12 protein-coding genes are annotated in these 13,875 nt (G+C 69.5%); 1 reads left to right on the forward strand and 11 read right to left on the reverse strand.

Going from position 1 to position 13,875, the window contains the following annotated elements:
* Positions 1–43: 43 nt before the first annotated feature.
* The 3 genes from orn to AB0C82_RS28160 all read right to left on the reverse strand — a co-directional run bounded on the left by orn (position 44) and on the right by AB0C82_RS28160 (position 2,607).
* On the reverse strand, positions 44–646 hold the full coding sequence (gene orn, locus AB0C82_RS28150; RefSeq protein WP_362847047.1) for an oligoribonuclease: 603 nt from the start codon (positions 644–646) through the stop codon (positions 44–46).
* Between the two features lie 10 nt (positions 647–656).
* Positions 657–1,874 carry a helix-turn-helix domain-containing protein gene (locus AB0C82_RS28155; RefSeq protein WP_362847049.1) on the reverse strand — a complete coding sequence of 406 codons (1,218 nt, stop codon included), beginning with the start codon at positions 1,872–1,874 and terminating at the stop codon, positions 657–659.
* Between the two features lie 409 nt (positions 1,875–2,283).
* Positions 2,284–2,607, reverse strand: coding sequence for a hypothetical protein (locus AB0C82_RS28160; RefSeq protein WP_362847051.1), 324 nt, complete (start codon positions 2,605–2,607; stop codon positions 2,284–2,286).
* A gap of 383 nt (positions 2,608–2,990) precedes the next feature.
* Between AB0C82_RS28160 and AB0C82_RS28165 the strand changes: the two genes are divergently transcribed.
* Entirely contained in the window at positions 2,991–3,512 is a 522-nt protein-coding gene (locus AB0C82_RS28165; RefSeq protein ID WP_362847053.1) for a universal stress protein, read from the forward strand.
* A gap of 131 nt (positions 3,513–3,643) precedes the next feature.
* Here AB0C82_RS28165 and glmS read toward each other — a convergent pair whose 3' ends face one another.
* The 8 genes from glmS to AB0C82_RS28205 form a co-directional block, all read right to left on the reverse strand.
* Entirely contained in the window at positions 3,644–5,473 is a 1,830-nt protein-coding gene (gene glmS, locus AB0C82_RS28170) for a glutamine--fructose-6-phosphate transaminase (isomerizing) (RefSeq protein WP_362847055.1), read from the reverse strand.
* A gap of 37 nt (positions 5,474–5,510) precedes the next feature.
* Positions 5,511–5,786, reverse strand: coding sequence for a hypothetical protein (locus AB0C82_RS28175; RefSeq protein WP_362847057.1), 276 nt, complete (start codon positions 5,784–5,786; stop codon positions 5,511–5,513).
* A gap of 242 nt (positions 5,787–6,028) precedes the next feature.
* On the reverse strand, positions 6,029–7,807 hold the full coding sequence (locus AB0C82_RS28180; protein ID WP_362847237.1) for an IucA/IucC family siderophore biosynthesis protein: 1,779 nt from the start codon (positions 7,805–7,807) through the stop codon (positions 6,029–6,031).
* Entirely contained in the window at positions 7,804–8,349 is a 546-nt protein-coding gene (locus AB0C82_RS28185) for a GNAT family N-acetyltransferase (RefSeq protein WP_362847059.1), read from the reverse strand. The genes AB0C82_RS28180 and AB0C82_RS28185 overlap by 4 nt, the downstream gene beginning before the upstream one ends.
* The gene (locus tag AB0C82_RS28190) at positions 8,346–9,620 is read right to left on the reverse strand and encodes a lysine N(6)-hydroxylase/L-ornithine N(5)-oxygenase family protein (protein ID WP_362847061.1); all 1,275 of its coding nucleotides are present in this window, start codon (positions 9,618–9,620) and stop codon (positions 8,346–8,348) included. The genes AB0C82_RS28185 and AB0C82_RS28190 overlap by 4 nt, the downstream gene beginning before the upstream one ends.
* Positions 9,604–11,052, reverse strand: a complete 1,449-nt coding sequence (locus tag AB0C82_RS28195; RefSeq protein WP_362847063.1) for an aspartate aminotransferase family protein — start codon at positions 11,050–11,052, stop codon at positions 9,604–9,606. The genes AB0C82_RS28190 and AB0C82_RS28195 overlap by 17 nt, the downstream gene beginning before the upstream one ends.
* 152 nt (positions 11,053–11,204) lie before the next feature.
* On the reverse strand, positions 11,205–12,056 hold the full coding sequence (locus AB0C82_RS28200; protein ID WP_362847065.1) for a siderophore-interacting protein: 852 nt from the start codon (positions 12,054–12,056) through the stop codon (positions 11,205–11,207).
* Positions 12,057–12,143: 87 nt separating this feature from the next.
* Positions 12,144–13,508, reverse strand: coding sequence for an FG-GAP and VCBS repeat-containing protein (locus tag AB0C82_RS28205; RefSeq protein ID WP_362847067.1), 1,365 nt, complete (start codon positions 13,506–13,508; stop codon positions 12,144–12,146).
* Positions 13,509–13,875 lie beyond the last annotated feature (367 nt).

The raw sequence follows: 13,875 nt of genomic DNA on the forward strand, positions 1-13,875 counted from the left end.
GCCCCGCCCACGGGCCCCGAAAGGCCCGTGACCTGGGTCGTCCCTACTCCGCTGGAGCCGCGAAGCGCGCCGCGATCTCCTTGGCGCGTACCGAGTCGGGGCCGGGCTGCGGTACGAAGACCGCCTCCCGGTAGTAGCGGAGTTCCGTGATCGAATCGCGGATGTCCGCCAGTGCCCGGTGGTTGCCGTTCTTCGCCGGACTGTTGAAGTACGCCCTCGGGTACCAGCGGCGTGCCAGCTCCTTGACCGAGGACACATCGACGATCCGGTAGTGGAGGTAACCCTCCAGCGACGGCATGTCCCGCAGGAGGAAGCCCCGGTCGGTACCGACCGAGTTTCCGCAGAGCGGGGCCTTGCCGGGCTCCTTCACGTGCTCGCGCACGTAGGCCATGACCTGCTCCTCGGCGGCTTCCAGGGTTGTTCCCCCTGCCAGCTCGTCGAGGAGCCCCGAGGCGGTGTGCATCTGCCGCACCACCTCGGGCATGGTCACCAGGGCCGCGTCCGGCGGGCGGATCACGATGTCCACCCCTTCGCCGAGCACGTTCAGCTCCGAGTCGGTGACCAGTGCGGCCACCTCGATGAGTGCGTCGTCCGTCAGCGAGAGCCCGGTCATCTCGCAGTCGATCCACACCATACGGTCGTTCATGTGCCCCACCCTACGGGGCGTGGCGCTGCCCCGGCAGGGCCGGGCGTCCCGGGGCGTACGCGTCCAGGCCCGGCTTCAGGTGCTCCATCGGGCCGCCGGAGCCCGCGGTGACCGGGGCGGACCCGGCCGGAGCGGGGCGCCTGCCCGGGGCAGTCCCCTGGGCGGGAACGACCGGGTCGAGCACCGTGGTGATGCTCTCCAGCCCTCCGCCCTGCGGACGCCGGGCCCGGTACGCGGCCCGGTAGGCGGCCGGGGACGATCCCAGCTGGCGTCGGAAGTGCCCGCGCAGTGCGACCGGGGAGCGGAAGCCGCAGCGGCCCGCGACCTCGTCGACCGAGTAGTCGGACGTCTCCAGCAGCCGCTGTGCCTGCAGCACCCGCTGGGTGATGAGCCACTGGAGCGGCGCGCTGCCGGTCAGCGAGCGGAACCTCCGGTCGAAGGTCCGCCGGCTCATGTAGGCCCGTGCGGCCAGCGTCTCCACGTCGAACTGTTCGTGCAGATGCTCGAGCGCCCAGGCGACCACCTCGGCGAGCGGGTCGGAACCGATCTCCTCCGGCAGCGACCTGTCGAGGTAGCGCTCCTGACCGCCACTGCGACGCGGCGGCACGACGAGCCGGCGGGCCAGTGCCCCGGCGGCCTCCGTGCCGTGGTCCGTGCGGACGATGTGCAGACAGAGGTCGATTCCGGCGGCCGTGCCGGCGGACGTGAGTACATCGCCGTCGTCGACGAAGAGCTCACGCGGATCGACGTGCACCGACGGATAGCGCTTGGCCAGCGTCGGTGCGTACATCCAGTGTGTCGTCGCCGGGCGGCCGTCCAGCAGGCCGGCCGCGGCGAGGACGAACGCCCCGGTGCACAGTCCGACGATGCGAGCGCCCTCCTCGTGGGCACGGCGCAGCGCGTCCAACGCCTCTGCGGGCGGTGGCGATGTGATGGACCGCCAGGCGGGCACCACGACGGTGCCTGCCCTGCTGATCGCCTCCAGGCCGTACGGTGTGCTGAGTTCGAGTCCACCCGTGGTGCGCAGTGGCCCCTCCTCGCCCCCGCAGACGAGCAGCCGGTAGCGGGGAACTCCCGCGTCCTGCCGGTCGATTCCGAAGACGGAGAGCGGGATGGAGCTCTCGAAGATAGGGCCGCCGCTGAAAAGCAGTACGGCTACGACTTCCCGGCGTCGCCGCCCGGTCAGCTTCCGTGCGGCCTCCGTTGCGGTGGCGGAGTCCTGGCTCATGACGCTAAGCCCCCCTCGGTGTTCGCGTCTCCCTGGTCCTTACGGGCCTGTCGCTCCTGCACGTTTCCCCTCGGTCTCGCACGAGTCCGCAGACTTCGTCCCATGATCGAATCTACTGCGTCCCGTGGTGCCGCAGTGACACGTTCTCCCACCGGCACTATGTCGACAAGGCAACTTGGCGCGAAGCTGTCGATCACGAAGCGTTCCACTCGTGAGGCGCACTGGGAAGTGCGCCTCACGATCTTGGCCCGTCCCCGTTGGGTGAAAGCGTACCGCGCGGTCTATTCCTGCCTGCTGGCACGTGGGTTGGGCGGGCGAAACACCAAGAGTTGGACGTCTGCGCGAAGTTGGCTGAAAACCAACGGTTGTGTGCGCGGAAACCAGTCACACCCGGCGCACCACCCCTCGGTCACCGGCCGCCCCGGTGCGCCCTGTCGGCCTCACGCGCGGGCGAGGGGGCGCGTGCCGGGGAGGCCGCGCGGACGGTTTCGAGCGCGGTGCGGCGCAGCAGAGGCCGGCAGGCCGCGGTGACGGCGGCGAGCCCGAGGGCCCACGACGCGGCGCTGCCGAACCGTGTGACGTACACCGCGAAGGCGGCGGGGACGAGCAGGCAGCAGAACGGCGCCCAGCGGACGGCGTCCGGTGGCGTGGCGGCGGGGAGGGTCTCGGAGAGGGGGGTGCCGGCCGTCGGGCCGGTCGGGGCGGCCGGGGGTGCGGACGCGGCTGCGGGCACGGTTTCTGCTCCCTGGAAGCGTGTGGTGGCTCGGCGTGACGGTCGGGCTAACGTCCGAGTGCCGTGCCGGGTCACTGCCCGCCCGAGGCCGGCCCGCCGTACGGCCCCTCGGAAGGGTGGAGGGCGGAAAAGGGCAGGGGAGAGGGGTGGCCGGACCGGTGAGGCTCGGTGTAGGGCACAACCGGCATTGCCATACGCCGCCGCCTCGGGCATGCTCCCTGCAACGTCGCACGCGCTTTGCGCGGATCTGGGCTGTGGAGGAGTGGCGCCGTACCCTTGGGGGTATGGGGTTGGGAAGATGATTCCCGGACACACCAGCACCGCCCTGATACACCGCCCGAAGCCGCTCCCTCCACACGAGGACTCTCTTCGCCGAGACACCGATGGCCGGTCACGAAATCCCTGAACCCGCAGACCGCAAGCAGGTAGCCGACCCGCAGTCGGACCCGCTGCCGGTCGAAGAAACACGTCATTCCTGCGATCCGGCCTTCCGGCATGGAGTCGTGGTCGGTTTTGACGGCTCGATGTCCAGCGAACGGGCGCTGGCGTATGCCATCGGCATGGCCTCGCGCTCCGGTTCCGGCCTGATCATCGTCCATGTCGCCAACCGGCTGCCGACCACCGTCTGGGCGGGCTGCGAGCCGCCCGTCTTCGTCGACGTGCCCGATCACCGCACCGAGGTCCTCGGCCTGGAGCTGGCGTGCGCCGACTACCTCTCCGATGTGCCGTGGGTGCTCGTCGAGCGCGGCGGCGACATCTGCCACGAGCTGGAGGAGGTCGGCCGCGAGTATTCGGCGGACGCCATCGTCGTCGGCTCCACGCACGGCATCGTCGGCCGGATCTTCGGCTCGGTGGCGGGCCGGCTGGCGCGCCGGGCCCGGCGCCCGGTCATCGTCATCCCCTGACCCGCGTTCGGGCCCTCACGCCCGCGCAGGCAGGGCTCCTGACGCCTCGTAGGACAGCGGGAGGCCCCGCACCACGGTGACGTGGTGCGGGGCCTCTGTGCGTGCCGCGGGCCGGGCGCGCCCGGGGGCGGCTACTCGACCGTGACGGACTTCGCCAGGTTGCGCGGCTTGTCGATGTCGCGGCCCATGGCCAGCGCCGTGTGGTAGGCGAAGAGCTGGAGCGGGATGCCCATCAGGATCGGGTCCAGCTCGGGCTCGTTCTTCGGGACCACGATGGTGTGGTCGGCCCGCTCCTGCTCGCGGTGGGCGATGGCGAGGATCCGCCCGCTGCGGGCCTTGATCTCCTCCAGGGCGGCGCGGTTCTTCTCCAGCAGGTCGTCGTCCGGGACGATCGCGACCGTGGGGAGCGCCGGCTCGATGAGCGCGAGCGGACCGTGCTTCAGCTCGGAGGCCGGGTAGGCCTCCGCGTGGATGTACGAGATCTCCTTGAGCTTCAGGGAGGCCTCCAGCGCCACGGGGTAGCCCCGCACGCGGCCGATGAACATCATCGACTGGGCGCCCGCGTACACCTCCGCCAGCTTCTTGATCTCGGCCTCGGTCTCGAGGATCCGCCCGATCTGCTCGGGGAGCTTGCGCAGGCCGTCGATGATGCGCTTGCCGTCGGCGACCGACAGGTCACGGATCCGCCCGAGGTGCAGGGCGAGCAGCGCGAAGGCGACGACCGTGTTGGTGAAGCACTTGGTGGAGACGACGCAGACCTCGGGGCCGGCGTGGACGTACATGCCGCCGTCGGCCTCGCGGGCGATCGCGGAGCCGACCACGTTCACGACGCCGAGGACGCGTGCGCCCTTGCGCTTGAGCTCCTGGACGGCCGCCAGCACGTCGTACGTCTCGCCGGACTGCGAGACGGCGACGTACAGGGTGTCGGGGTCGACGACCGGGTTGCGGTAGCGGAACTCGGAGGCCGGCTCGGCGTCCGCGGGGATGCGGGCGAGCTCCTCGATGAGGCCGGCGCCGATCAGGCCCGCGTGGTACGAGGTGCCGCAGCCCAGGATCTTGATCCGCCGGACTCCGCGGGCCTCGCGGGCGTCCAGGTTGAGGCCGCCCAGGTGCACGGTGGAGAAGCGGTCGTCGATGCGGCCGCGCAGCACGCGGTCCACGGCGTCGGCCTGCTCGGAGATCTCCTTGTGCATGTACGTGTCGTGGCCGCCCATGTCGTACGACTCGGCCTCCCACTCCACGGTCGTGGGCGTGGCCGTCGTGGTCGAGCCCTCCGTGGTGTACGTACGGAAGTCGTCGGCCTTGAGGGTGGCCATCTCGCCGTCGTCGAGGGTGACGATCTGGCGGGTGTGCGCGACGAGGGCCGCCACGTCGGAGGCGACGAACATCTCCTTCTCGCCGATGCCGAGGACGACCGGGGAGCCGTTGCGGGCGACGACGATGCGGTCGTTGAAGTCCGCGTGCATGACGGCGATGCCGTACGTGCCCTCGACGAGACGCAGGGCCTCGCGGACCTTCTCCTCCAGGGTGTCCGCCTGCGAGCGGGCGACCAGGTGGACCAGCACCTCGGTGTCGGTCTCGGAGAGGAAGACGATGCCGTCGGCGACGAGCTTCGCGCGGAGCTCGGTGGCGTTGTCGATGATGCCGTTGTGGACGACGGCGACCTTGTTGTCGGCGTCCATGTGGGGGTGGGCGTTCTCGTCGCTCGGGGCGCCGTGGGTGGCCCAGCGGGTGTGGGCGATACCGGTGGTGCCGGCGAAGCGCTTGGGGACACGGGACTCCAGTTCGCGGACCCGGCCCTTGGCCTTGACCATCTTCAGCGTGCCGGGCTTGCCTGCCGCGGTCTTGCTGGTGACCACGAGACCGGCCGAGTCGTAGCCCCGGTACTCCAGCCGCTGCAGACCTTCCAGCAGCAGCGGTGCCACGTCACGCTTACCGATGTATCCGACGATTCCGCACATAAAGTCCTGACCCCTCCATCGACGTACCAGTGAGTGCTCAGCCGTAGACGATGCGGCGCAACTGCCGGAGCGAGAGCTCCGGCGGTGCGACCGCGCGGTACGGCAGTTCCGCCGCGATCCGCTCGAAGATCTCCGTGTTCACCAGGCCGCCGGACTGCAGTTCGCGGTGGCGGCGGCGGACGAAGTCCTCGGTCGTCTCGTCGAAGTACGCCAGCACGTCAAGGATCACCCGGCCGGCTTCACCGCGCTGGAGCGCGGTGCTGCGCACCAGGTGGTCGATGAGGTCGTCATGCGACGAGCGGCGTTCGAGCACTCGTCGATATTGCTTGGCGGGGCCGTATTGCGCAAGAAATCTGCCCGATATCGGGCAGCAGTGTGCCGAAATCCTCTTCGGGGTGCGGTGCGGGTGGCCGCGGAGGCGGGTGAAGAGGGATATCACGCGACTGAACGTGAGAGACCGGGCACGTGCGGTGGCTGAAGCCGGGCGCCGGAGACGCCGGACGCCGGGCGGGCTCGAAACGCGAGTCCGCCCGGCGTGTCCGAGTGCGGTGGCCGTCACAGCCCCGCTATCGGGTTCCTCAGCGTGCCGATCAGCTGCAGGGCGCCCGACGGGTCCGTCAGGTCGACCATCTGCTTGTTGTTGCGCAGCTGCAGACGGTTCAGGCAGGAGAGCGCGAACTCCTCCGTGAACATGTCGTACTGCTTGAACTTGTCCGCGAGGTACGGCACCGACTCCTGGTAGCCGCTCACGCACTCCGCGACCGTCCGCCAGAAGGTGTCCTCGTCGAGGATGCCCTCCGTGGCCAGACCGGCGCCCAGGAAGCGGAAGAAGCAGTCGAAGACGTCGGTGAGGACCGACAGGAGCTTCATGTCCTCGGGGACCTCGGCCCGGATGCGCTCGACCTGGGGCGGCAGCACCGCGTCCGGGTCCATGACCGCGATCTCCTCGGCGATGTCCTTGAAGATCGTGCGGCGGACGGCTCCGTCCTCGATGACCAGGATGACGTTCTCGCCGTGCGGCATGAACACCAGGTCGTACGCGTAGAAGCTGTGCAGGACCGGGACGAGGTACGCGTCCAGGTAGCCGCGCAGCCACTGGGCGGGTTCCAGGCCGGACTCGGCGATCAGCACGCCCGCCACGGACGCGCCCTCGTGGTCGGTGTGGAGGAGCGAGGCCATCGTGGCGACCCGCTCACCGGGTGCCAGGTCCGGAACGGGGCTCTCGCGCCAGAGCGCGGCCAGCATCTTCAGGTACGGGGAGCCCTTGGCGGTCGCGGACTCGTACGCCCGGTGGTGGTAGCCGATGGCCGCCCGCTCCCGGATGATCGAGAACCTGGCCCCGCGCAGCAGCTCGTCGCGCTCGACGACTCCCGCGAGCCAGTCGTTGATCGCGGGCGTCGCCTCCATGTACGCGGCCGAGAGCCCGCGCATGAAGCCCATGTTGAGGACGGAGAGCGCCGTCTTCACGTAGTGCTTCTCGGGGTGGTCGGCGTTGAAGAACGTACGGATGGACTGCTGCGCCAGGTACGCGTCGTCGCCCTCGCCCAGGCAGACCAGGTTCCGCTGCGCGAGCTCACCGGCGAAGGTGACGGAGAGCTTGTTCCACCACTGCCAGGGGTGGACGGGGATGAGGAGGTAGTCGTCGAGGTCGAGACCGAGACCGGCCATCGTGGCGGAGAACCGGCCGAGGGTCTCCTCGCCCAGTTCCCCGGCGATCAGCGTCCCGTAGTCGAGCCCGGCGCCGGCGGTGAACGTGGCGCGGTCGCGGCGCGCCGCGAGCCAGACCAGCCGTATCTCCGCCGCCGTCTCGGGGGCGTACGCGCGGTACTCGTCCACGCCGAAGCCGAGGCGCCCGTTGTTGGCCACGAAGCAGGGGTGGCCCTCGGTCATCCCGGTCTCTATCGCCTGGAAGCCCGCGGCGACGAGCTGGGCGGAGGTGGCCGGTTCCTTGGTGAGTTTGTACGCGGTTCCGGCCAGTGTGGAGGAGATCTCCTCCAGGTAGACGGGCAGGATCTCCGCGGAGAGGCCCAGGGTCGAGCGCAGCTCGATGAAGAATTCCAGGGCGTCCAGGGGGAGTTCGCCGCCATGGCGGTGGCGGGTGATGGAGCCGGCGTCGACCTGCCAGTGGTCGAGGGCGAAGCGCCGGGCGGCGAAGCGGTACTCCGTCTCCGCGTCGTCGCTGCGGACCGAGTAGCGGTCGTCACCGAGCGGGGCGGGGGCCAGCAGGCGTTCGTGGGCGAACTCGGCGAGACCCTTGCGGATCAGCAGCCGGTTGGCGGTGGCCCAGCGCTCGGGGGAGAGGTGGGCGACGCTGTCGGTGAGGGCCGGCATCAGGAGAGACCTCCGGTCGTGGCCTGGAACTGTTCACGGGTGCACGCGCTGAGCAGCGCGGTCTTCTCCGGCTTGGTGATCTCGCGGAGGACCTCGAAGCCGACGGCCTTGTTCAGCGCGTGCACCGCGCCGTTGCGGACATCGGGTTCGACGACGACCCGGAGCACCGAGGGGTCGGTGAACAGTTCCCTCATCACGGCCGTGATCACGGCGAGCGTGAAGCCGTGCAGGGGGGTGTCGGTGGGGGCGACCAGGAAGTGCATCCCGATGTCGCCGGGCTCGGCCTCGTACAGCCCCTTGAGCTCGACCTCGGCCGGGTCGTAGCGCTCCATGAGGAAGGCGGGCTTGCCGTCGTGCAGGCCGATGAAGGCGTCGTGGTGCGGGTGGGAGGCGATCGCCATGTACTCGCGCTCGACGTCCTGGAGCCGGGCGTCGCCCATCATCCAGAACGACGCCTTGGGGTGGGTGACCCAGCCGTGCACCAGCTCGGCGTCGGACAGGGGGTCCAGCGGGCGGACGGCGAAGGCGCCTATGGACTGGCTCATATCGCGAACTCCTGGAAGGCGATGGACTTCTCGACCGGGTAGTACTCACGGCCGAGCAGCTCACCGATGATGTACGCGTTGCGGTAGGCACCCATGCCCAGGTCGGGCGAGGTGATCGAGTGGGTGTGCGTGCCCGCGTTCTGGAGGAACACTCCGCGCCCGGTGGTGTCGATGCTGTAGTTGCGGGCCACGTCGAAGCGGCCGTGACTGTCGTGTCTCAGCCGGTCCCCGATCGGCTCCAGGAAGGCCGGAGGGGTGTATTTGTATCCGGTGGCGAGGATCAGCCCCTGCGTGGTCAGGGAGTAGTCCTTGCCCTGCTCCTCCTGGCGCAGACCCAGGGTGTACGTTCCCGTCTTCTCGTCGTAACTCGCGCTGTCAAGAGCCGAGTTCGTGAGCAGGCGGGTGGGGACGGGGCCCGGCAGGTTCTTCTGGTAGAGCAGGTCGAAGATGGAGTCGATGAGCTCGCCGTCGATGCCCTTGAAGAGGCCCTTCTGCCCGGACTCCAGCCGGTAGCGGGTGTCCTCGGGCAGGGCGTGGAAGTAGTCCACGTACTCCGGCGAGGTCATCTCCAGCGTCAGCTTGGTGTACTCCAGCGGGAAGAACCGCGGGGAGCGCGTCACCCAGTTGAGCCGGTAGCCGTGCACGTCGATCTCGGAGAGCAGGTCGTAGTAGATCTCCGCCGCGCTCTGGCCGCTGCCGACGAGGGTGATGGACTCCTTCGCCTGGAGCGCCGCTTTCCCTTCCACGTAACGGGAGTTGTGCAGCAGGTCGCCGCCCAGCCCCTGGCACGCCTCGGGGATGTACGGCGGGGTGCCGGTGCCCAGGACCAGGTGACGGGCGCGGAAGACGCTGTCGGCCGTGCGCACGGTGTAGAGCGCGTCGCTCTCCTCGTACGTAACGGACTGGACGGTCTGGTTGAAGCGGATACTGCTCAGTTTCGCGGCGGCCCAGCGGCAGTAGTCGTTGTACTCGGTCCGCAGGGGATAGAAGTTCTCGCGGATGTAGAAGGAGTACAGCCGGCCGCGTTCCTTGAGGTAGTTCAGGAAGGAGTACGGCGATGTCGGGTCGGCCATCGTCACGAGGTCCGACATGAAGGGCGTCTGGAGGTGGGCCCCTTCCAGGAACATGCCGGCGTGCCACTCGAAGTCCGGCTTGGACTCCAGGAAGACGCCGTTCAGCTCGTCGATCGGCTCGGTCAGGCAGGCGAGGCCGAGGTTGAACGGTCCGAGGCCGATCCCGATGAAGTCGTGGGCGTCAGGAAGCGCGGTCAAGGGATTCTCCCAGGTACTGCTCGGCGTGGCCCGAGATCAGGTCGAGGACCGCGGTGATGTCCTGTGCGGTCGTTTCAGGGTTGAGCAGGGTGAACTTGAGGTACTGGCGGTCGCCGACCTTCGTGCCGGCGACGACGGCCTCGCCCGAGGCGAACAGGGCCTTGCGGGCGTAGAGGTTGGCCCGGTCGATCTCGGCGGGCGCGGTGACGTCTGCCGGGATGTAGCGGAAGACCAGGGTGGAGAGCTGGGGCTCGACCACGACGTCGAAGCGCGGGTCGGCGGCGAGGAGCCGCCAGCCCTCGGCGGCCAGGCCGCAGACCTCGTCGAAGAGCTCGCCCACGCCGTCGGCGCCCATGATGCGCAGCGTCATCCAGAGCTTCAGCGCGTCGAATCTGCGAGTGGTCTGGAGGGACTTGTCCACCTGGTTGGGAATGCGCTCCTGCGCCATCCGCTGCGGGTTGAGGTACTCCGCGTGGTACGTGGCGTGGCGCAGGGTCGCCCGGTCCCGGACCAGGACGGCCGAGGAACTGACCGGCTGGAAGAAGGACTTGTGGTAGTCCACGGTGACCGAGTCCGCGAGTTCGATGCCGTCGAGGAGGTGGCGGCGCGTGCGCGAGGCCAGCAGTCCGCAGCCGTACGCGGCGTCCACGTGCATCCAGGTGGAGAAGCGCTCGCAGAGTGCGGCGATCTCGGGGAGCGGGTCGATGGAGCCGAAGTCGGTGGTGCCGCCGGTGGCGACGACCGCCATCGGCACGGCGCCCTCAGCGACGCACTGCTCCAGCGCGCGGGCCAGGGCGACGGTCTGCATCCGCTTGTTGCTGTCGACGGGCACGGACACGACGGAGTCGGGCCCGAGGCCGAGGAGTTTCGCCGACTTCTGCACGCTGAAGTGGCTGCACTCGGAGGCGAAGATCCGCAGCCGGGTGAAGTGCTCGGGACGGGACTTGGCCTCTTCGCGGGCCAGCAGCAGTGCCTGCAGGTTGGACTGCGTGCCACCGCTGGTGAAGATGCCGTCGGCGGCGGGGCCGAGGCCGATCCGGTCGGTGGTCCAGTCGATCAGCTTGCGCTCGATCAGTGTGCCGCCCGCGCTCTGGTCCCAGGTGTCCAGGGAGGAGTTGATGGCCGAGAGCACGGCCTCTCCGAGGACGGCGGGGATGACGACCGGGCAGTTGAGGTGACCCAGGTAGCGCGGGTGGTGGAAGTAGACGGCGTCGCGGAGATAGACGTCCTCGAGTTCGTCGAGGGCGGCCGAGGCATCGCCGAGTGGCCGGTCCAGGTCTATCGCGTCGATGACGGGTGCCAGCTCACCGACGCCCACGCCGCTGAACGGCCGGTCGGTGGCGGCGAGTTTGGCCGCGACCCGTTCGACTCCCGCGGTGACGGAGCGACGGTAGTGCTCTGCGGTCGAGTCGTTGAGCAGGTGCGAACGCATGAGGGGGGTCCTCCCGGGTGAGGGGAACTTCATCGAAACCCTCCGGGCAGGAGAAAAGGGGACGAGGGCGCGATGTCGAAGTAAGGGTAGCCTAACCTAAGTTTTGGCGCAGGCGTCACCCGCCCCTCACTGTGGCGCGGAAGTTGACCGGTTTATGCGTCCTCGGCTGCGACCTCGTCGCGCAGCTGCTCCTCGCTGAGCCCGCGGCGCCAGTACCCCACGAAGGTGATCCGCTTGCGGTCGAACTCCCGCTCCCGCACCAGGTGGCGGCGGAGCTCGCGCACCCCGGAGGACTCGCCCGCGATCCAGACGTACGGGGTCCCGGAAGGCAGTTCGGCAGCCTTGACGGCGTCCACGCCGGAGGGGGCGTTCTCGTCACGAACCAGCCAGTTGACGCTGGCGTGCGCGGCGGTGTCGATGGCCTGGCGGTCCGCGGTGTGCTGGACCTCCAGCCATACCAGGGCGCGCATTCCGGCCGGGAGCCATTCCAGGGCGGCCGAAGCGGCGGGCAGGGCCGTCTCGTCGGCCCAGATCAGCACCCAGTCGGTGTCCTGCGGCGGGCGGAAACGGACGGCCGTGTTGTCCTCGACGGCCGGGCCGATCGCCTTGATGAAGTGCCCCGGAACGGCGGCGCCCGCCCAGCGGCAGGCCGGTCCGCCGTCCTCGTGCAGGGCGAAGTCGATGTCGATCTCGTTCGAACCGTCGTCCGCGCGGCGCTGGGCGCGCACCGTGTACGAACGCAGCACCGCGCGCTCGTCGTCGGGCAGCGCGCGCCAGGCGGCGAACCACTCGCCGTCCTCGTCCACCGGGACGAGGGGCTCGGGCTGGCCGGGGTGCGGCAGGAAGAGCGAGAGGCTCTGGTCCCGGCCGCCGGCCGCGAAGCCGTCGAGACCGGGACCGCCGAAGGTGATCCGGAGCATGGTCGGCCCGAGCCGTCTGGTCCGCAGAACCGTCAGTCCGAAGAACCGGAAAGGCGCTATGTCGGATTCGGTGGCGGTCGTCATGCGAGAACTCCTCCGGAACGGGGCCGGGTCCCGCTGGTGCGGTGACCCGGCAACGGCGGTCCGGAGGAAGGTTAGCCTACCCTTGCCTCATTCGGGCAGTCCGTTGACGCCCTGGACGATGTACGAGCCCGTGCCCGTCACTCCGCCCTTCGCCCCGGGCAGTACCCGTGCCGTGTTCTCACCAGGTATGAGGACGGTCAACTCGGCCTTCCCGTCGCGGCTCAGGTCACGTACGCGCACGTCGTAACCGAACATGTCCTCGGCCACCGTGCCGCCGGCCACCCCGGAGAGCGTCTTGTCGATCGTCATGGAACGCGCGCCGCTCAGTCCGCCGGAGCCGCCGCGGAAGAGGTGCGCGCCGCCCGCGTAGTCCTTCGTCCCGACCGCTTCGCCGGGGACCCCGACGGCGAGGTCTGCGTATCCGTCGGCGTCGGTGTCGCCGGCCGACACCGACGTGCCGAACCCGTCGCCCGGCTCTGCCGCGCCCACCACTCCGGAGGTCGCCTGGCTGAGCTCGGCGCTCTTGGAGCCGGGGCCCGTGGAAGTGCCGTACCAGAGGGTCACGGTGCCGCGGTTGCTGCTCGCGTCCGGGTAGCCGATGGCGATGTCCCCGTAGCCGTTCTTGTCGAAGTCACCGATCGCCGCATCGAGATACTCGCTCTGGCGCCTGCTGTCGATGACCTTGGCCGGGCCGGAGGTCAGTCCGCCGGAGGCGCCCTTCAGGAACCACGCTTCGGTGCGGTTGAGGGTGTCGGTGACATGGACGCCCAGGACGACCAGGTCGGTCTTCCCGTCGCCGGTGACCTTGCCGGCCGCCAGGCCGGTGCTGAACCAGCCCACGTTCTTGCGGTACCGGGTGACCGTGCCGAGACCGCCGGACTTGGTGAACCCGCCCCGGTAGAGGTACGCGTCGCTGCCGCTGATCGCCGCGATGTCGGCCTTGCCGTCACCGTTGAAGTCCCCGGTCGCCAGGTCCTTCCCGAACGAGGGGCCACCGCCCTTGTTGGGCAGCGAGGTCCCGCCGCTCAGCCCCTTGGACGAACCCCAGAGCAGGGTGACCGAGCCGACGGGGGTGGTGCCCGACTCCTCGGAGAGGTTGCCGACGGCGAGGTCCGCGTAACCGTCGCTGTTCAGGTCGGCGCTCGCCAGTGCCGAGCCGAACTGGTCGTTCTCCTCCCCGGCTCCGGGCACTCCGGCCGAGCCCTGGTGGATGAGCTGGGTGCGGGTGGTCAGTCCCGCGGGTCCGCCGAACGTCACCAGGACGGCGCCGCCCCGGAAGTCGAGCGTTCCGTCGTTGACGCCGCTGTACATGTACGGCGCCGCCAGGTCGCGGTAGCCGTCACCGTTGAAGTCGTCGTAGTGCTTGGCGGCGGCGGCCGACGCGGTGGAGGTGAGCGTCAGTGGCGTCAGTCCGGCCGCGAGCATGGCGGCGATGGCGACGGTCGTGCGCATACGGGGTGAACGTGGACGTTGCTGCATGGAAGGGTGTGTCTCCTGCGGTCTGAGTCCGGACACGGCACAGCGAAGACCGTTGCCGGGCTCCGAGGGTTGTACGGGTGCCGTGCCGGTGCCGTACCGGCGCCCCGGATCGGTGGGATCTGGAGGCGAAGGTGCCTTACGCGCGAGATGCCCCTTCTGTGTCAACGGTTGACATGCACCCCTCCAGAAGCAGTACAACTCTTCGGCCGGTGACGAACGCTGGGGAGCCGGTCAGGTACCGACCGCTACCAACCGGTCGCTTCGCGCACCCCTGCGGAGTGTCAGGCCCGGTGCGGTCCGAAGGCACTGAGGGTGACACACGCGATGCTCGGTCCACGCA

This window comes from Streptomyces sp. NPDC048560 (assembly GCF_040650955.1).
Taxonomy (GTDB): Bacteria; Actinomycetota; Actinomycetes; order Streptomycetales; family Streptomycetaceae; genus Streptomyces.